Here is an 18887-nt window from a genome sequence, read left to right on the forward strand (position 1 = left end):
TTCAGCCCGTTTTTATGTGGTGCGGAAGCAAGGCGCTTGAATCAGGCACAGGAAAAACGGCAGGCTCACAGCAGATGAAGAAGATGTTAACCGGGTTACTTTTCATGGTAACCACCACTGCCTTTGGTGCAGATGATTTCACCCTCAAAGACATTCACTTTGATGGTCTCCAGCGCGTCACGCCCGGCGCAGCAATGCTGAGTATGCCGCTGCGCGTTGGCGATCGCGTCAAAGATGATGATATCCGCAACACCATTCGCGCGCTGTTTGCCAGCGGCAACTTTGAGGACGTGCAGGTGCTGCGCGACGGCGATGCGTTGCTAATTAAAGTCAGAGAGCGTCCGGCGATTGCCAGCATTTCGTTCTCTGGCAATAAAGCAATTAAAGAAGATCAGCTCAAGCAGAATCTGGATGCTTCAGGCGTGCGCGTAGGCGAAGCGTTGGATCGCACCACCTTGTCGGATATCGAAAAAGGGCTGGAGGATTTTTACTACAGTGCTGGAAAATATACCGCCAGCGTCAAAGCGGTAGTCACGCCATTGCCGCGTAATCGTGTAGATCTCAAGTTCATCTTCACCGAGGGCGTATCGGCGAAAATTCAGCAAATCAACATCGTGGGTAATAAAGCCTTTTCTTCCGATGAGCTGATTTCGCATTTCCAATTACGTGATGATGTGCCGTGGTGGAATTTCATCGCCGATCAGAAATACCAGAAACAGAAACTCTCTGGCGATTTAGAAACGTTGCGCAGCTATTATCTCGACCGCGGTTATGCGCGCTTTAATCTGGATTCCACTCAAGTCAGTTTAACGCCAAATAAAAAGAGCATTTACGTCACCATCAATATTCACGAAGGCGATATTTATCACATCACTGGCGTAATATTAACTGGCGATATGGCGGGACATTCTGCGGAAATTGAAAAACTGGCAAAACTGCCAGCGGGCGATTTATACAACGGAGCTAAAATTACCGCGAACGAAGAGGCGATTAAAAGTCTGCTCGGTCGTTACGGCTATGCTTTCCCGCAGGTTTCCACGCAACCGGAAATTAACGACGCGGATAAAAGCGTCAAGCTGCACGTCAATGTCGATGCCGGACGGCGTTTTTATGTGCGTCAGGTGCGTTTCTCTGGCAATGACACCTCTAAAGATGCGGTGCTGCGCCGTGAAATGCGCCAGATGGAAGGGGCGTGGCTAGCCAGCAATCAGGTCGATCAAGGTAAAGCGCGTCTCAATCGCACCGGCTATTTTGAAAGCGTCGATGTGGATACGCAACGCGTGCCGGGCAGCCCGGATCAGGTGGATGTGGTGTACAAAGTCAAGGAGCGCAATACCGGCACCTTTAACGTCGGATTCGGCTATGGCACCGACAGCGGCATCAGTTATCAACTCGGCGTCAGCCAGGATAACTGGATGGGCACCGGCAACACTGTGAGTTTTAGCGGCACTAAAAATAGCTACCAAACCTACGTCGAAGTGGCGGCCACCGATCCTTATTTCACCGTCGATGGCGTCAGTTTGGGCGGCAAGTTGTTCTACAACGATTACAGCGCGGAAGATAACGACCTTTCCGAATACACGCTGAAGAGTTTTGGCGCGGGCAGCACCTTAAGCTTCCCGATTAGCGAAAACAGCAGCGTGAATAGCGGCGTAGATTACGTCTATAACCGCGTCAGCAACATGGCGCCGCAGGTGGCGATGTGGCGTTATCTGGGATCGCAAGGCGTGCATCCCAAGGTGATCACCAGCGATGACGACGATGATGATGCAACGGTGGCGGATAAATTCACTGCCAACGATTTCTTCTGGAACATCGGCTGGAGCTACAACTCGCTGGATCGCGGCTTCTTCCCGACCTCGGGCGTGAGCGCAGGCTTTAATACCAAGGTGACGATTCCCGGTTCCACCAACAGTTATTACAAAAGTACGCTGAGCGCCAACGGTTATTTGCCGTTGAGTAGCGATCATCGTTGGGTGTTAATGGGGCGCAGCAAGGCCGGTTTCGCCGATGGTTTAGGCGGAAAAGAAGTGCCGTTCTACGACAACTTCTATGCCGGTGGTTCGAGTTCAGTACGCGGATTCTCCAGTAATACCATCGGCCCGAAAGCGGCGTATTACCGCTGTACCGGCAGCGAAAGCAGTTACGGCGCCTGTCCGGTAGAGAAATCAGACGATGCGGTCGGCGGTAATGCGATGGCGGTGGTCAGCGCTGAACTGATTATGCCGACGCCGTTTATAAGCGATCGTTATGCCGATTCACTGCGTACTTCGTTATTTGTCGATGCGGGCACGGTATGGGATACCCGTTGGGAAAATACCGCCGCCACCAAAGCAGCGGGCATTCCTGATTATGGCGATCCGAGCCAGATTCGCGTGTCGAGCGGTTTAGCGTTGCAATGGCAATCGCCGTTAGGACCGCTGGTGTTCTCTTATGCGTTGCCGATTAAAAAATATGAGGGTGATAAGTCGGAACAATTCCAGTTTAATATTGGCAAAACCTGGTAGCTGTATTTAATCTGTTAAGGGTTGAGATGAGTTTTACATTATCTTTAAACGACTAAGACAAAATAAAATTGCCAGAGGCGTAAACTATCGCTCGTGCAATGCTTAAGGAATGAGTGTTCGCGAATATCGTTGTTATGCATCTAATGAATATTATTTCGCCACCCGGATTGGGTGGCTTTTTTATTTACACATGTTAAACGTCTGCACAAAAATGTAGCGGCGCGATTTATCGCGTTCCTTTGACTTTGTTATCGCGATAAAGATGCGCAATAAATTGCGCCGCTACGGATCGTGCATGCTTTAAATTTCCGTTAACCGCAAGCCGTTTTCGGCATCGAACAGATGAATCTTCTCAGCGTTGAAGCCCAGCATGATGTTATCTCCGCTGGTCGCAGCGTGACGGCCTGCAGCCTGCATATGCAACGCATGTCCGTGCCAGTCGAGATGCAGCAAGGTCGATTCGCCGGTAATCTCGACCACTTTTACCTGCGCCGCCGCAGTGCTGGTGGCTTCCAGCAAATCATGCGGCCGCACGCCGAGCGTCACTGCTGCGCCTTCGCGTTCACGCGCGGCGGCTTGCCAGCGCAGCGGCAGCGGCTGCCACAGATCCTGGCACTGCACGCCCGGCACGCCATCACGGGTAACCAACTGTGCGGGCAACAGATTCATTGGTGGCGAACCGATAAAGCGTGCAACAAAGGTATCGGCTGGGCGATCGTAAATCGCCAGCGGCGCGCCTTGCTGCACAATACGGCCTTCCTTCATCACCACGATTTGATCGGCCAGCGTCATCGCTTCAACCTGGTCATGCGTCACATAAACCATGGTAGTTTTGAAACGTTGATGCAGCGATTTGATCTCCGCGCGCAATTCCATGCGCAACTGCGCATCGAGGTTCGACAGCGGCTCATCGAACAGGAACACTTTGGGATTGCGCACCATCGCCCGGCCCATCGCCACGCGTTGGCGTTGTCCGCCAGATAATGCGCGCGGATAGCGTTGCAACAGCTTGTCGATGCCGAGAATGCCGGCGATGCGCGCAATTTTAGTTTGCTGCTCCTCGCGTTTAATCTTTTTCACCTGCATATGAAACGCCAGGTTTTCTGCCACGGTTAAATGCGGATAGAGCGCGTAGCTCTGGAACACCATGGCAATGTCGCGATCGGCTGGATCGCGATCGTTGATCTGCACGTTATCCATCAAAATCGCGCCATCCGACAGGCTTTCCAATCCGGCCAGCAAGCGCAGCAAGGTTGATTTTCCGCAGCCAGAAGGGCCAACCAGCACGGTAAAACTGCCGTCAGGAATGGTGAGGTCGAGCGGATGCAGCACCGATTGTTTCGCGTAGCGTTTGGCCACTTTTACGAGTTCAACACTGGCCATATTTAAAACTCCTGAGAAAGTTGCAGTTGATGCCAATCGGGGTAGCGCCGCGGCAGGGTGCTGATGGCGAGTGACGCCACGCTGATTCCCCATTGCAGCGCCGTGGCGAGATCTTGTTGATGCAGCAGCGCGGTGAGAAATCCGGCATTGAAACTGTCGCCCGCGCCGATGGTGTCCACTACCGTAACCGGTCGCGCGGGTTGGCTTTGTTGCTGTTCGCCCTGCCAGCAGCGGGCACCTTGCGCGCCGCACTTCACCACGCAGCCGCCGCGTCCGCTCAGTTGCTGCGTCAGGTTTTGCGCGCTGTGTGACAGATCGTCTGACGCGCTTAATCCCAGCGTTTCGACTTCGTTCAGCAACAGCCAATCACACAGCGGCAGCCAGCGCGTGACCTGCTGACGAACTTCATCCGTCCAGCCTTGCGGCGGCCAGCCGGTATCAACGGCGGTGATAAAACCACGTTGTTGTAGCTCGGCCAGCAGCGCCGGGTATTCCTCGTACAGATGCAGACACAAAAAAGTGCCACATAGCAGTACGATATCGCCGTCAGTGGCCTTTTCAGGTAACTGATCCAGCACATCCTGCGCGCTGAGTTTAACGATATGGCCGAGATTACTCAGGAAGGAACGCTCGTGATCGGAATGGGTGACGCCGACGGTCAACGAGGTTTCGCAGTGGTAGCGCGTCCAGTGCGCGGCACTGTGCGGAAAGTGACTCGCCAGCCACGCGCTTAAGCCGTCGTTACCCTGATTCGCCACCGCGCGATGGCGCACCTGCATGGCTTCGAGCGCCAGTGCGCAGTTGCCTGCCGATCCACCCGGACGCAGTTCGCTGTGATTGAGCATCACTTCGGTGCCGCGCTGCGGCCAGTGATCCAGCGTGCCCATGATCAAATCGACATTGATATTGCCCACCACATACAGCGTGGCAGTGAGTTGTGGTTCCATCATCCTTTACTCCCTCCGCTGGCGAGGCCGCTGACCAGCGTCTTCTGCAACCAGATAGCAATAAATAGCGGTGGCACCGAGGCCAAAATCCCTACGGCGGCGATCAGGCCATCGTCGGTGGCGCGCCCGGCGGTAAACCCAGCAATGGTGACCGGCAAGGTTTGCGCGGCGATGTTGCTGGTGAACAGCAAGGCATAGAAGAATTCGTCCCACGCCAGCAGCCAACCAAACAGCGCCGCCGCGCCAAGGACCGGCTTCGCCAGTGGCAACGTTATGCGAAGCAAAACTTGCCAGACGCGCAAACCATCCAACCGCGCCGCTTGTTCAATATCCTGCGGCAACGTGTCGAATTGGTTTTTCAGCATCCAGGTAAGGAACGGCAAAATCAGCGAGCAGTAAACGATGATCAATCCTGGCCGGGTGTTGAGCAGACCAAAGTGTTGCAACAGGAAGTAGAGCGGCAGCACGAACGCCACCGGCGGCACCATGTAGATGGCGAGCGAGGCAAACAGCCAGCCGTCGCGTCCGCGATAGCGCGAGAAGCTGAACGCAGCGGGGATCGCCAACAGCAAGCAGATGATCGTCGCACCGGTTGCCACTAACAGACTGTTACCCATCGCGTGCAGGAACAATTCACCTGGTTGACCGGGTTCCATTGACAGCAGTTTGCCGTAGCGGGTGAAATCCCACTGGCGCGGCAACCATTCCAGCGGCACGCGAGTGAGATCGCTGGTGGCGCTGACGCTCATCAAAAACAGCCAGCCCATCGGCGCGAGCACAGAAATCGCCACCAGCAACGCCGCCGCGTATTTGCCGGTGCTGCGTAATTTAGCCTTCATGGGCGCTTCCTTTGCGGCGTTGACGCCACAGTAACAGCATGTAGACGGTGATCAGCACCGCGCACAGCAAGGTCATCAACATGGCATAAGCTGCGCCGCTGCCGGCACGCAGATAGCTAAACGACTCTTGATAAACGAAGAAGCTCAGGGTTTTGGTGCTGTCCACCGGGCCGCCGCGCGTCATCACATAGATGATGTCGAAGATTTTGAAGGCATCGATGGTACGCAGCACCAGCGCTACGCTCAGCGGGCCAACAATCGCCGGGAAGGTGATGGCACGAAAACGTCGCCACGCCGATGCGCCATCCAGCCGCGCGGCTTCAAACAGATCGTCGGGAATCGATTGCAGCGCCGCCAACACCAGCAAGGTCACCAGCGGATAGTTTTTCCATACGTCGGCGAACATCACCGCGTTGAGCGCCGAATCGGGCGATCCCAGCCAACTGCGATAACCATCGATAATGCCTAACTGCGTCAGCAAGGCGTTAATGCTGCCGTAATCCGGATTGAAGTTGAGGCGCCACATCATGGCGTTGACGATGGTTGGCAGCGCCCACGGCAAAATCACCAGTACGCGCAACAGGTTACGACCGGCGAATCTCTGATTGAGCAACAGCGCCACTAACACGCCAATCACGCCTTCGAACGCCACCGACACCACGGTGAAGTAAAGGGTGCGCCACAGCGAACGGCGAAAATCGTCATCCGTCAGGGCAAAAATATAGTTTTCCAAACCTACCCAGCCTGGCGCTTCACCGCTGCCAATCAAGGCGGCATCGGTGAAACTCAGCCAGATAGTGCGTAACAGCGGCCATGCGGTGAGCAGCAGCATCACCAACAACATGGGTGCAAGCAGCACCCATGCCTGCCGTTGTTCGCGTTGACGCAAACTCAGCATGGTTGCCCCTTAGCGCAGACGCGCCGCACTCTTATCCACCGTTTGCATCGCTGCATCCGGTGTTGCGCTACCGACCAGCACTTGCTGCAACTGCTGCTGCAAGGTGTTGGAGAGGCGCGAATAGTCGGCGGTTTCCGGACGCGACAACATCACGTTCAGCGATTTATCCGCCGCGGCAATCAGGCTTTCCTGGTTTTTCAGCACTGCCGGATCCTGATACGAGCTTTTCCAGATCGGCAGGCTCAAAGTGGCGTACTTGTTCTGCACCGGCTGCGAAGTCATGTAGCTGATGTATTGCCACGCTTGATCGCCATGCGTGCTGCCTTTGGTGATGCCCAAGCCCATCGAACCATTGACCGCACCAAATTTGCCTGGCGCATCACCCGGCGCGGGAACGATTCCCACCTGACCCGCGACTTTGCTCTGCTTCGGATCGTTCGCCATGTTGTACATGTAGGTCCAGTTCAACGCGAAAGCCGCATCGCCATTAGAGAAGGCTTTGCGCACGTCCTCTTCGAGATATTCACGCGACGCCGGGTTAGTTAAGCCTTCATCCAACGAGCTTTTCATCAGCTTGACCGCTTGCAGCGAAGCTGGAGAAGAGAAGTCGAGTTTGTCGTTGCTGTAGAACTTGCCACCAAATCCAGAAACCAGCGTGGTGTAATCGCACACTAGCGCTTCGGCCTGCGACCAGCTCCACACCAACGGATATTTGACGATGTTTTTTTGCTTAATGATGCGCGCATCGTCCATCACCTGCTGCCAGGTTTGCGGCGGCGTGGTGATACCGGCTTTCTCCAACATCGCTTTGTTGTAATAAAGATATTTGGTATCGAGGATCCACGGCATGCCGAGGGTTTTGCCTTTGAATTCCACGGTGTTCATCGCGCCGGAGAAGATTTTGGCTTTTTCATCAGCATTGATGCGACTGCTGACGTCCTGCAACAAATCAAATTTGGTAAATTCAGCCGGCCAGATGGCATCAAACAGCACCACGTCATAGCCGTTACCGCCCGCGCCACGCGCCGCGACGATCTTATCGTGCAGCGCTTCATACGGTACAAACTCAAGATTAACCTGCACGTCCGGGTGCGCTTTCTGAAACTCCTGCGTCATGGCGCGGATATCATTTTCGCTGTACGCCGCTTGCGTCATAAACAGCGCATTCAGCGTGGTGGCCGCCGCTGCGTTGCCGACGCTGGCTAACAGAACCGCTGCAAAACATCCTTTGATCACTGGGTTGAATCGGATTTTCATGGACTTTTCCGCCTTAAAACAGAAGAGGGTGTTTAATTAAATCAATTTGATTGATTTAATAACGCGCACAGGTTGTCAGATTGCTGCGGCTGACATCGCTTAGCTAAAGCAATTGACGTGCCAGGGCATAAATCTCGTTTGCCGCTCGACACTACTTTGCATAGATTTTTGCTGCTGTCAGGTAAACAGGTTGTAAAATGTGTGGGCGATCATAGATATTGATGCGGCGATGCGTAGCGCAGGTTATTAAGGGAAGGGAGCACGGTGAAAACGTCGGGAACCAATCTGGAACATGCACGGGCGCATAATCGCCGCGTGATCATTGAAGCCATCCGCTTGCATGGCGAGCTGACGCGCGCCGAACTGGCTCGCCTGACTGCGCTGACGCCGCAAACCGTCTCGAATATCGTGGCAGAACTGGAACAAGCTGAACTGCTCACCAGCCGCGCGCCGCGTAAGCAAGGGCGCGGACAACCGGCAATTCCGGTGACCCTCAATCCTGCCAGCGCCTTTTCCATCGGCATCCATCTTGATCACCAAACGTTGCTGATTGTGCTGGTGGATCTCACCGGCGAAATTCACTTCCGTCGCCTTATGCTGGTGCAAAAACCCGAGCCGGTTGCCACTTTAGCGCGCATTGCCGAGGTGTTAAGCGAGATTAAAACGCAACTCGGCGAACGCTGGCAAAAGGTGCTGGGCATTGGCGTGGTGATGCCTGGCCCGTTTGGCGTGGAAGGCATTTCATCGGTTGGCCCGACCACGCTGCACGGTTGGGAGCAGGTCGATATCGAAGCGCGATTGACGGAGATGAGCGGCGTGCCGGTCACGCTGGAAAACGATGCCACGGTAGCGGCAATTGGCGAGCGTTTTCATGGCGTGGCGCGTCAGCTCAATTCGTTTATTTATCTGTATATCGGCACCGGTTTGGGCGCGGGTATCATCATGGACGGCCACGTGTACAGCGGTCACGCGCATAACGCCGGTGAAGTCGGGCATGTCGTGGTCGAACCGGGCGGACGCGAATGTTATTGCGGCAATCACGGTTGCCTGGAACGTTATGTTTCGCTGCAAGCCGCCTATGAATTTTGCGGTCTCGATCCGATGACCGCGTTGCCGGAAGATCTGCTGGAAGTCGACCCGGCCCGATTTGATAGCTGGATTGATACGGTGCTGACGCCACTGCGCCAGGCGATTAATCTGCTGGAATGTGTGTTTGATGCCGAAAGCGTGATCATCGGCGGCATGATGCCCGCCGCGCTGCTGGAAAAAATCATTCGCCGTTTGCCGCCGCTGTACCAATCAGTACGCGGGCGCTATCTCACTGGCACGCGACTGAAAATCGGCATGACCGGCAGCGACACCGCCGCGCTCGGTGCTGCGGCTTTACCGATTTTCGACGAATTTAATCCGCAGTTTCAGGTGTTAATGAAGTAATGATTATTTGATATCTGAGATCACGGACAATTTAACAAGTCGATTCTTATATATTGTGTTGATGAGTTTTAGTTAGTTAACGTATTAATTTTGGGTTGAAAAAGGGTTAACATGTTACCTCTCCACAAAACACTCCTGTTCAGTACACTATTTTTTTCTATTCATGCAATGTCGAGTGAAAAACAGGCGGAGATTCGCTTTAATGCACTGTGTGATTTTAAAACGCTCAATATGAACATGATAAAATACCAGGAAATCGATCTGGCATTAGATGTTACCTTGCAGCCTGAAGCACAAGCCAGATTGGCAAAAGTGACGCGTGAAAATATCAGTAAAAAATTAGTGATTGATATCAATGGATTCAAGTTGCATCCAGTTACTGTTCAAAATGAAATGACTAGCGAAAATATACGCGTGTCGATTGAAAAGCAGAAAGCGAAAGCATTATTTTCTGCGTTACTAGATGAGCATGATTGTTAAGTTATCTTAAGAAAATTATTTTTCGCCATCAGGGTCATTACGATGGCGTTTAAACAAAACTTACGCCAAATTAACCCCACGTAAACCTGACCAGCAGCGCGCCGAAGATTCTGTCACTAGCACCGCCGGATCAGGGCTGAACGCACTGACTAAGCTCACCACACGATCGGTTAAATGCCGAATATTGTCTGCACCAACATAGACATACTCATTGGCGGGCAGCACATAAGCAAAACCTTTTTCACACACTAAGCTGCGCGAAAAGCCATTATCGAGCATGGCGTACAGCAATTCGATATACGTGCTGGCGGTCGGATCTTTCAGTTCGATACGGATGGTATAACTGCTCATAAGAAAATCTCCCAGATGAGTTTGAATTTAAGTTTACTTAAATTATATCAAATTGAGTAGGGTTGGATTTTTTTAAGAATTATCTCACTAATGAAGATTTTAATATTGAGAGGAACTCAAATGAGACAAGGAATATTAAACAGTAAAGGTTGGATCTAATAAGCGAAGCGTTAATCGAGTGTTTTATTAATTAATTCCTTAAGCCATTTAACAAAGAATAAATAAATCAATTGACGAGATGAATGGCAGCAACGATCTGTTTTTGTATAAAAGGCCGGATTAAGACCGGCCTGTTGATGATTACGCTTCCCTGCGCGCGCTGTGTTCGTCCAACTTTTGATTAAATTCCGTCGTACTCCACTCGTGTTGCACCGCTTGCTGCACCAGCGCCTGCTGCGTTTGCGGCACCATGCCGCCGACCGGCGGATCGGTATCCAGATTGGTTGGGAATGAATAACCGCGCGCCGCCACATTGATCACGGTGTTTAATTCCTGCGACGTAAGCTGACTGTTTTTCAGCAGCGGATAAATCAGCTTCAGCATCTGTTCATGGTTTACTTTTTCCATCGGCACACCGAATGCAGAGGAAATCTGCAACAGATTGGCGGTGCGCACATGATCGGTAGTGGTGTTATTCCCGGCGGCATGGAATAGCGCCGGGTTAAAGAACAAGCCATCGCCTTTATCCAGCGGCAATTGCACAAAGCTCTGGTTGAAGAACTCGACAAAAGCCGGATCGCGATAGGCGATGTAACCCAATTCGTATTGGTGCGACCACGGCAACAAACGCGTCGGGCCAGAAGGCAACGGCATATCGCTGTGCGCCACTGCGCCTTGCAGCGTCAGATACTGTGAAAGGATCTGGACTGGAATTGGGAATTCACTGGCAAAGGCACTTTGCTGAAATCCCAGATGATAATCACGATGGGGCTGCTGCGCTTCACCGCCTGGACGCACCTGGTTAACTTGTGATGTCATGCTCCAGGCTGGGCCAAGCCAGGCCTGACATATCAGCTCCAGCGTTGGATTGGCATAATAGTCGATGAACGCTTGGGGATCGGTTTCCGCCAGTTTTTGTAATGCGTTCCAGATACGGCCATTATTGCCCGCGCGTGAGAAGTGATCGGCTTGCACTTTGGATTTGGCTTCATCGCTCATGATGGTTTCAAATACCTGCGAAGCGCGATCCACCACCGCCAAATCATCATATAACCCGCGCACCACAAATACGCCGGGGCCGTAAGAGAGTGCTTTATGCAACTCGCTTAGCACCGCTCTTTTATTGGCTTTATCCAGCGTCTGACGATCGTAGATCAATACATTGGCGACGGCTTTGCTGGCGAGCGGATACTCGCTGGCATCAAGTTGTTGGGCGCAGAAGGTTTTAAAGTCTTCGATTGAGATTTGATCTTCTTGAGCAAAATAGGATGACATCATTATGACCTCATGTTAGCGATGATCGGTTGTCACCTTATCTGCTGGTAAAAGGCCATTCATTCGCAGCAGCATAAGGTTGATGCTTGTTAAAATAGCAGCTACATTTCATTAACAGCACCTCAAAAAAACCTCACCCAATCATCATGTGATCTATGCCTAAATTTACTCAGAAGCAGATTTCAGCGCAGTCAGGATTAAGCCTCGCCACCATTGACCGCGCGATGCACAATCGCGGCCGCGTCCACCCGCAAACGCAACACCGCATTAAGCAAGCGTTGGCTGATCTGGAGTTGCAGCAAAAAAGCAGTCTGGCGCAAGGGCGCACGCTCTATTTCGACGTCATCATGCATACGCCCGAACGTTTCAGCGAGTTGGTAAAGGAAGCGTTCAGTAGTCAGATTTCCAGCTTTGCCTCCTTCAAGATCCAACTGCGTTTTCATTGCAGCGAAGAGATGACGGTGGATGAAGTCGAACGTTTGTTGAAGAAATGCTCGCTCAGCACCCACGGCATTATTCTCAAGGCGATGAATGCCAGCCAACTGGTGCCGGTCATCAATAACCTGATTAAGCAGCGTATTCCGGTGGTGACGGTGGTGACGGACATTCCGGGCAGTCAGCGTTTGCGCTATATCGGCATAGACAACGTGAGCGCGGGGAAATCGGCGGCATTCTTGATGGCGAAATGGCTGGGGAAAGAGACCGCCACCATTGCCGCGATTACCGGTGATAAAGCCTTTGTTGGCGAGCAGGATCGTATTCGCGGTTTTGAAGAGGGGATGAAATCCTTTGCGCCGCAGCATCGAATTAAGGTAATCGCTGGAGGATTTGGCATTGATCATTTGATGTATGAAACCTTGCAAAACTTTCTGCAGGTTCATCCACAGATTGATGCGTTGTATACCGTGGGCGGTGGCAATGCCGGGATTTTACGTGCGTTAGATGAACATAACATCCAACCGCAAGTGTTTGTCGGGCACGATCTCGATCGGGAGAACCGTGCCTTAATGCAGGCAGGAAAAATCGACGCTTTGATTGAACACAACTTGCAATTGGATGCGCAGCATTCGTTTAAGGCGTTATTAGAGTTTCATGGTTTTCTGCCGGAAGAGCGCAATTACGCGCCGTATTCGCGCACCAATATCATCATGCGTTACAACATGTATACGTGACGTTTAAAACCGGTCGCCATAAATAGCGACCGATAAACCGCTAACAATATTTCGGCTGTACCCAAATGTTGCCTTGCTGGTGGCTATCGACCACCGCATCGACAAACGCCACGCCTTTTAAACCATCCGCAATCTGCGGGATTAGCGCGCCAATCCCAGCTGTCGAATTTTGTTCATCTCGCGCCCTTAACGCTGCCGCGAAGCCGCTATACAAATTGGTGAAGGCTTCGATATATCCTTCAGGATGACCGGGCGGCGTACGGGTGCGCGCTTGAGCGGTCGCGTCCAAATCATGACGTCCGCGTTTAATGATTTGCGTGGCACCTTCCAGCGGCGTGTAAATCAGTTCATTGGGTTGCTCCTGTGCCCAACTTAAGCTGCCGGTTTCACCGAACACACGCAAGCGCAGCGCGTTGGAACAACCAATTGCCACCTGCGATGACCACAACATGCCGCGCGCGCCGCCTTCATAACGAATCAGCACGTGCGCATTATCATCCAGCGCGCGTCCTGCAACGAAAGTGGCTAGATCCGCTAATACGCTCTCTGCTTTTAACCCGCTGACATATCCGGCGAGATGATAGGCATGGGTGCCGATATCGCCAATCGAGCCACCACGTCCGTTTTTATGCGGGTCAACACGCCAGGCCGCTTGCTGATTGTTTTGCAGCTCAACGCCGGTCGCCATCCACTCCAGCGGATATTCAACCTGCACCGTGCGTACCTTGCCAATCTGTCCGGCGGCAATGCGTGCGCGCGCTTCCGCAATCAGCGGATAGCCGGAATAGGTGTAGGTTACGCCGAGAAAACCTCCGGTCTGGCTCACGACTTCGGCCAGCGCTTCCGCATCTTGCAGCGTGGTGGTGAGCGGCTTCTCGCAAATCACATCGATACCCGCTTCGAGAAACGCTTTAGCGATGGGGAAGTGGGTGAAGTTGGGTGTGCAGATTGCCACCACATCAATGCCATCCTCACGTGCTGCTTCCGCTTGCGCCATGGTGAGGTAATCGCTGTAAGAACGATCGGGTGCGATATAATTTTGCGCGGCGAAAAGATGCCCACGATCGGCATCGACGTCAAACGCACCCGCAACCAACTGATAGTGATCGTCTAAACGTGCGGCATAACGATGAATGCCCCCAATATAGGCACCTTCACCACCGCCCACCATGCCGAGTCTGATGCGGCGTCCACTCAATGATTTACTCATGCTGCGCTCCTTCAAGGCCCAAAATTTTGCGGTTAACTGATTGGTCGGCATACGATTTACAGAAATCATCAAACGATTTGTCGGTGACGCGGATAATGTGATCGTTGATGAATTGGGCGCCTTCGCGTGTGCCATCTTCCGGGTTTTTAAAACAGCATTCCCACTCCAGCACCGCCCAGCCATCGAAGTCGTAGCCGGTTAATTTGGAGAAAATGCCGTTGAAATCGATTTGACCATCGCCTGGTGAGCGAAAGCGTCCGGCGCGGCTGGTCCACGGTTGATAGCCGCCGTAAGCGCCGGTTTTACCGTTAGGACGAAATTCGGCATCTTTGACGTGAAACGCTTTGATGTGCGCGTGGTAGTGATCGATAAAGCTCAGGTAATCAATGGCCTGTAACACCAGATGACTTGGGTCATACATGATGTGGCAACGTGCATGATGCTGAGTTTTCTCGAGGAAACGCTCGAAAGTTAAGCCGTCATGCAAATCCTCGGTGGGATGGATTTCATAACAGAGATCGATGCCTTGCTCATCAAACGCGTTGAGGATCGGCATCCAGCGGCGTGCCAGCTCATTGAATCCCTCATCTATCAAACCTTCCGGCCATTGTGGGTAGGGATAGAGATATGGCCATAACAATGTGCCCGAAAAGGTCACATGTTTATCCAGGCCAAGTCGGCGTGAGGCTTTAGCCGCCAGAAGAAGTTGCTCAGTGGCCCATTGCTGACGCGCGTGAGGATCATTACGCACGCTGGCCGGTGCAAAGCTGTCGGCCGGTAAATCAAACGCCGGATGGAGTGCCACTAACTGGCCCTGCAAGTGGCTGGCAAGATCGGTTAATTGCAGTTGATGTTCAGCCAGCACGCCGAGAATGTCATCGGCATAGGTTTGGCTTTCGGCAGCTTTTTTCACATCGATTAACCGCGTATCCCAACTGGGAATTTCTACCGCCTTAAAGCCTTTATTGGCCGCCCAGGTCGCCATGCCGGATAAGCTATTAAAAGGCGCATCCTCTCCGGCGAATTGAGCGAGAAATACCGCTGGACCTTTAATTGTTTTCATCACGCCTCCGAATTAATTGGTGATAAATTTCTGGTAGTTCTGCGGTGTGACTAATTGGAATGGAATAAATTTAATGTCATCCACTTTCTCTCCCTTGGACGCTTTCTCTGCCATATCCACTGCGCCGAATGCTTGTGATTTGGCATCCTGGAATACGGTAACAGTTAATAATCCGCTTTTAATTGCCTGCAAGCCATTAGGGCCTCCATCGGTGCCGCCGACTAAAATATCTTTGCCGATTTTAATGCCGTTACTTTTAATCGCCATTGCGGCACCAATTGCCATTTCATCAGCGTTGGCGGAAAGAATGTCAATTTTATCGCCGGATAAAATCCAGTTATTCATTAAGTTCATGCCGTCTTCACGCATCCATTTAGCGGTATCTTCAACGATTACGTGCATATTCGGATTTTTTGCGATCACTTCTTTCGCACCTTGAGTTCTAAAACGTGTAGCGTCATTGCTTAATAACCCTTTCATGATCGCGACGTTGACGCTTTTGTGATCTTTAACCCTATCGGCGAGATATTGCATTTGCAGGCGACCGGCTTCGATTTCATCGCTGCCGATATAGCTCACTCCATCGCCCATTTTGGCGTCAGAAGGCATGCGGTTGAGGAAAATCAGCGGCACCTTGGCGGCACGCGCTGCGTCGGCCATGTTTTTAGTGCCTTGGGTATCTACCGGATTGACGATAATGACATCGAATTTACTGTTAATAAAACTCTGCACCTGGCTCAGTTGTTTATCTACTGCACCTTGTGCATCTTCAAATTGTATTTTCATATCAGGATAGGTTTTCGCTTGTTCGATAATATAACCGCGCAAGCGCGAGAGAAATACATCATCCATTTGTGCAATACTGACACCAACTTGAACCGCAAATACCGCCGGGCTAATAGAGAGTAGGGTGAGGCAGAGTAAGATTATTTTTTTCATGATGATCTTCCAGATTAATTATATTGTGATCGTTTGGTCACCCTAAAAGGCGACCCTACAAATGTCGGGTGAGTTTTCGTAGGGTCGCCATTTATGGTGACCTTTTAAGAACAATAAATTAGATGTTTAGTAGATCTAGAATTAATCCACTTTCACCACTGCATGCGTATCAGCGGATAATTGCGCGGCATCGGCTAATTTTAATGCCTGACAACCATCGCGTACTGTAACCGGAACCGAAGTGTTATTACTGATTGCCTGAATAAACGCATCAATTTCTAACCGATACGCATCGGTATAACGCTGCATAAAGAAATCCAATAACGGACCGCGAACTTCGGTGTGCTGTTTACTAAAATGACGCACCGTGGTTTCACGATGATTGTCATTGATCATCATGCCGCCAGAACCAAAGGCTTCGAGGCGCTGATCGTAACCATATACCGCCTGGCGGCTGCAATTGATTTGGCACTGTTTGCCGGAGGCGGTACGCAGTTGCACCATCACCGTGTCGTAATCGCCGAGTGCTTCCAGTGATGGCTCAAACAGGCGGCTGCCGCTGGCAAACACTTCTACCGGTTCTTCGCCCAGTATCCAGCGCGCGAGGTCAAAATCATGAATCACCATATCGCGGAAGATACCGCCGGAATGTTTGAGGTAGTTCAGCGGCGCTAAACCCGGATCGCGGCTGGTGATCACCACTTGATGCAGGTCGCCAATCTCGCCTTGTGCAATGCGCCGATGAATTTCGCTGAAGCCCGGATCGAAACGGCGATTAAAGCCCAGCATCACGCGATTAGCGTGCTCGCCTAACGCTTTTTCTGCCGCCAGCGCTTTATCAATATCGAGATCCACCGGTTTTTCACACAACACCGCTTTACCGGCTTTAGCCGCTGCCAACATCAAATCGATGTGGGTGTCGGTTGGCGTGCCGATTACCACCGCATCTATATCTGGGTGATTAATCGCTTCGAGCGGATCGTGCACAGCCGTGCCGCCCCATTGCGCGGTTAATGCCTGCGCGTTTTCAATAAAAGGATCGGCAACCATCACTAACTGCGCGTTGATGTGACGCGCCACATTCGCCGCATGAACCTGACCAATTCGGCCCGCGCCGAGGATAGCAATTTTGAGCATGATGTTCTCCGCAATAGAGTTTAGGGTAGTTGGCTCATCAACTGGTTAAGCGCCAGCACTGGCTTGTTCACTACCAGATCGCTATCGAGTTGGCCGTTAAAGTAATTGACGATATTGCTGGCGGCAGAGACCGACATGCGCATCGCCGCTTCTTGCGTCAGCCCCGCTGAATGGGGGCTGAGAATCAGTTTGTCGCGCTGTGCCAGCAACGCAGAACTCAACGCAGGAGGTTCTTGCTGCAAGACATCGAGCCCGGCACCGCCCAACGCATTATTTTGCAGCGCCTTTGCCAGCGCCGCTTCATCGACAATTCCGCCACGCGCGGTGTTGATCAGGATGGCGTGCGGTTGCATCAATGCCAGTTCAGCGGCACCAATAATCGCTTGGTCACCGCTGAGCGGCAGATGAACGGTGATCGCATCGGCTTGTTGCAGGCCGTCATCGATGGCAGCGATGCGCGTTACGCCGCTCTCAGCAAAAACGTTGTCAGGTAGAAAGGGATCGTAAGCGATAACCTGCATGCGGAAACTTTGTGCCAGCCGCGCCACTTCGCGTCCAATGCGCCCAAAACCGAGGATAAACAAAGTTCTGCCCGCCACTTCCACCGCCGAAAAGCTGTTGCGGCGATTCCACTCACCCACGCGAATGCTGTTGTCGAAATAACAAAGACGTTTCGCCAGTGACAGCAGCATCGCCAGCGTGTGTTCCGCCACCGATTGCGAGTTGACGTTGCCGACAATGGTCAGCGGAATCTGGCGCGCGGTTAGCGCCTCTACGTCCACCGAGTCATAACCCACGCCGTGGCGTGACACCACGCGCAGCTTTTTACCGGCAGCGATCTCTTTGGCGGTGAGCGGTTGCGTGCGAATCAGCAGGGCATCGGCTTCGGCGATATAAGGTGCGTAGCTTTCCACGCTGACTTCAGGCACCAGCAGCACGTTAAAATCCGGCGCGTTGTGCAGAATATCCAATCCGGCGGGATGAATTTTCCCGGCAACCAGAATCGTTGGCATCTCAATAACCTCCGCTGTGTGCAGGTTTGGCGGTTGCTCCGCCATTCAGTTCGCGGAACTGTTGCACGCTGGCCGCGGCGGCACCGCGCAGCAGCTGTACGTCATTGGATAGCGTCACTAAATCGAATCCCCATTCTGCTGCTTTAGCCGCATAGGCAGCGGAACCGTTGTGCAATCCGGCTTTTTTACCGGCGCGATGGGCGGTGGTGAGGATGTGTTTGATCGCCTCAACGATCTCGGGTTCAGTGCGGTCAAAGCCGGTGCGATATTTTCTACCGGTCAGCCCCAACGTCAGATCGGCGGGGCCGATATACACGCCATCAAGTCCGGGCGTGGCGACGATCGCTTCGATGTTGTCAAAAGCTTCGGCGGTTTCGATCATTGCCAAACACACCACCTGCTCATCGGCATGCTGACCGTAATCCTGCCCGGCAGAAAAGGTCACGCGCGTCGGGCCAAAACTGCGGCTGCCATGAGGTGGATAGCGCACACAGGAAACCAGCGCCTGCGCCTGTTCGGCGGTGCTGATCATCGGGCAGATAATGCCCCAGGCTCCGGCATCCAGCGCTTTCATGATGATGCCCGGTTCCAGCCACGGCACGCGTACCATCGGCGCGACTCCGCTGGCACGCATCGCTTGCAGCATGTGCGTAGCCTGTTCATAGCCGACAAAGCCGTGTTGCAGGTCGATGGTGAGTGCGTCATAACCCTGTTCGGCCATGATCTCGGCACTAAACGCATTGCCGATGCTAAGCCAGCCATTGAGCACCGTTTGCCCATCATTCCAGCGGGCTTTAATATTGTTCAGTTTCATCCTCAAGCT

General features: G+C 52.6%; 17 protein-coding genes. 4 read left to right on the forward strand and 13 right to left on the reverse strand.

The window, feature by feature from the left end; translation table 11 throughout:
• Positions 1–74 precede the first annotated feature (74 nt).
• Positions 75–2507, forward strand: coding sequence for an outer membrane protein assembly factor BamA (bamA, locus tag ABDW13_RS03160; RefSeq protein WP_343550955.1), 2433 nt, complete (start codon positions 75–77; stop codon positions 2505–2507).
• A gap of 300 nt (positions 2508–2807) precedes the next feature.
• Here the strand turns inward: bamA and ugpC are convergent, their stop codons facing one another.
• The 5 genes from ugpC to ABDW13_RS03185 are packed head-to-tail and all read right to left on the reverse strand — an operon-like array spanning position 2808 to position 7831.
• A complete protein-coding gene (gene ugpC / locus ABDW13_RS03165; RefSeq protein WP_343550956.1) occupies positions 2808–3890 on the reverse strand; it encodes a sn-glycerol-3-phosphate ABC transporter ATP-binding protein UgpC in 1083 nt (360 codons plus the stop codon).
• 2 nt (positions 3891–3892) lie between these two features.
• The gene (locus tag ABDW13_RS03170) at positions 3893–4837 is read right to left on the reverse strand and encodes a carbohydrate kinase family protein (protein ID WP_343551208.1); all 945 of its coding nucleotides are present in this window, start codon (positions 4835–4837) and stop codon (positions 3893–3895) included.
• Positions 4837–5676, reverse strand: a complete 840-nt coding sequence (locus ABDW13_RS03175; RefSeq protein WP_343550957.1) for a carbohydrate ABC transporter permease — start codon at positions 5674–5676, stop codon at positions 4837–4839. The genes ABDW13_RS03170 and ABDW13_RS03175 overlap by 1 nt, the downstream gene beginning before the upstream one ends.
• Positions 5666–6574: a sugar ABC transporter permease gene (locus ABDW13_RS03180; RefSeq protein ID WP_343550958.1), complete on the reverse strand. Its 909-nt coding sequence runs from the start codon at positions 6572–6574 to the stop codon at positions 5666–5668. Before ABDW13_RS03180 ends, ABDW13_RS03175 begins: the two co-directional genes overlap by 11 nt.
• A 9-nt stretch (positions 6575–6583) precedes the next feature.
• On the reverse strand, positions 6584–7831 hold the full coding sequence (locus tag ABDW13_RS03185; protein WP_343550959.1) for an extracellular solute-binding protein: 1248 nt from the start codon (positions 7829–7831) through the stop codon (positions 6584–6586).
• 264 nt (positions 7832–8095) lie between these two features.
• Between ABDW13_RS03185 and ABDW13_RS03190 the strand changes: the two genes are divergently transcribed.
• Positions 8096–9265, forward strand: a complete 1170-nt coding sequence (locus tag ABDW13_RS03190; RefSeq protein WP_343550960.1) for an ROK family transcriptional regulator — start codon at positions 8096–8098, stop codon at positions 9263–9265.
• Positions 9266–9376: 111 nt separating this feature from the next.
• Positions 9377–9745 (forward strand): hypothetical protein, encoded by a 369-nt coding sequence (locus ABDW13_RS03195; RefSeq protein ID WP_343550961.1) that lies wholly within the window; start codon positions 9377–9379, stop codon positions 9743–9745.
• A 60-nt stretch (positions 9746–9805) separates the two neighbouring features.
• Here the strand turns inward: ABDW13_RS03195 and ABDW13_RS03200 are convergent, their stop codons facing one another.
• Entirely contained in the window at positions 9806–10096 is a 291-nt protein-coding gene (locus ABDW13_RS03200; RefSeq protein WP_343550962.1) for a hypothetical protein, read from the reverse strand.
• A 300-nt stretch (positions 10097–10396) separates the two neighbouring features.
• Entirely contained in the window at positions 10397–11533 is a 1137-nt protein-coding gene (locus tag ABDW13_RS03205; protein WP_343550963.1) for a phytanoyl-CoA dioxygenase family protein, read from the reverse strand.
• Positions 11534–11685: 152 nt separating this feature from the next.
• Between ABDW13_RS03205 and ABDW13_RS03210 the strand changes: the two genes are divergently transcribed.
• Positions 11686–12702 carry a substrate-binding domain-containing protein gene (locus ABDW13_RS03210; protein WP_343550964.1) on the forward strand — a complete coding sequence of 339 codons (1017 nt, stop codon included), beginning with the start codon at positions 11686–11688 and terminating at the stop codon, positions 12700–12702.
• Positions 12703–12742: 40 nt separating this feature from the next.
• Here ABDW13_RS03210 and ABDW13_RS03215 read toward each other — a convergent pair whose 3' ends face one another.
• From ABDW13_RS03215 to ABDW13_RS03240, 6 genes are all read right to left on the reverse strand, one after another.
• On the reverse strand, positions 12743–13912 hold the full coding sequence (locus ABDW13_RS03215; protein WP_343550965.1) for a Gfo/Idh/MocA family oxidoreductase: 1170 nt from the start codon (positions 13910–13912) through the stop codon (positions 12743–12745).
• Positions 13905–14975 carry a sugar phosphate isomerase/epimerase gene (locus ABDW13_RS03220; protein WP_343550966.1) on the reverse strand — a complete coding sequence of 357 codons (1071 nt, stop codon included), beginning with the start codon at positions 14973–14975 and terminating at the stop codon, positions 13905–13907. The genes ABDW13_RS03215 and ABDW13_RS03220 overlap by 8 nt, the downstream gene beginning before the upstream one ends.
• A gap of 12 nt (positions 14976–14987) precedes the next feature.
• The gene (locus ABDW13_RS03225; protein WP_343550967.1) at positions 14988–15914 is read right to left on the reverse strand and encodes a substrate-binding domain-containing protein; all 927 of its coding nucleotides are present in this window, start codon (positions 15912–15914) and stop codon (positions 14988–14990) included.
• 141 nt (positions 15915–16055) lie between these two features.
• Positions 16056–17051: an inositol 2-dehydrogenase gene (gene iolG, locus ABDW13_RS03230; RefSeq protein WP_343550968.1), complete on the reverse strand. Its 996-nt coding sequence runs from the start codon at positions 17049–17051 to the stop codon at positions 16056–16058.
• 20 nt (positions 17052–17071) lie between these two features.
• Positions 17072–18064: a hydroxyacid dehydrogenase gene (locus ABDW13_RS03235; RefSeq protein ID WP_343550969.1), complete on the reverse strand. Its 993-nt coding sequence runs from the start codon at positions 18062–18064 to the stop codon at positions 17072–17074.
• 1 nt (position 18065) lies between these two features.
• Positions 18066–18878 (reverse strand): aldolase/citrate lyase family protein, encoded by an 813-nt coding sequence (locus tag ABDW13_RS03240; protein ID WP_343550970.1) that lies wholly within the window; start codon positions 18876–18878, stop codon positions 18066–18068.
• Positions 18879–18887 lie beyond the last annotated feature (9 nt).

It is taken from the genome of Pantoea sp. (genome assembly GCF_039594315.1).
Taxonomy (GTDB): Bacteria; Pseudomonadota; Gammaproteobacteria; order Enterobacterales; family Enterobacteriaceae; genus Pantoea.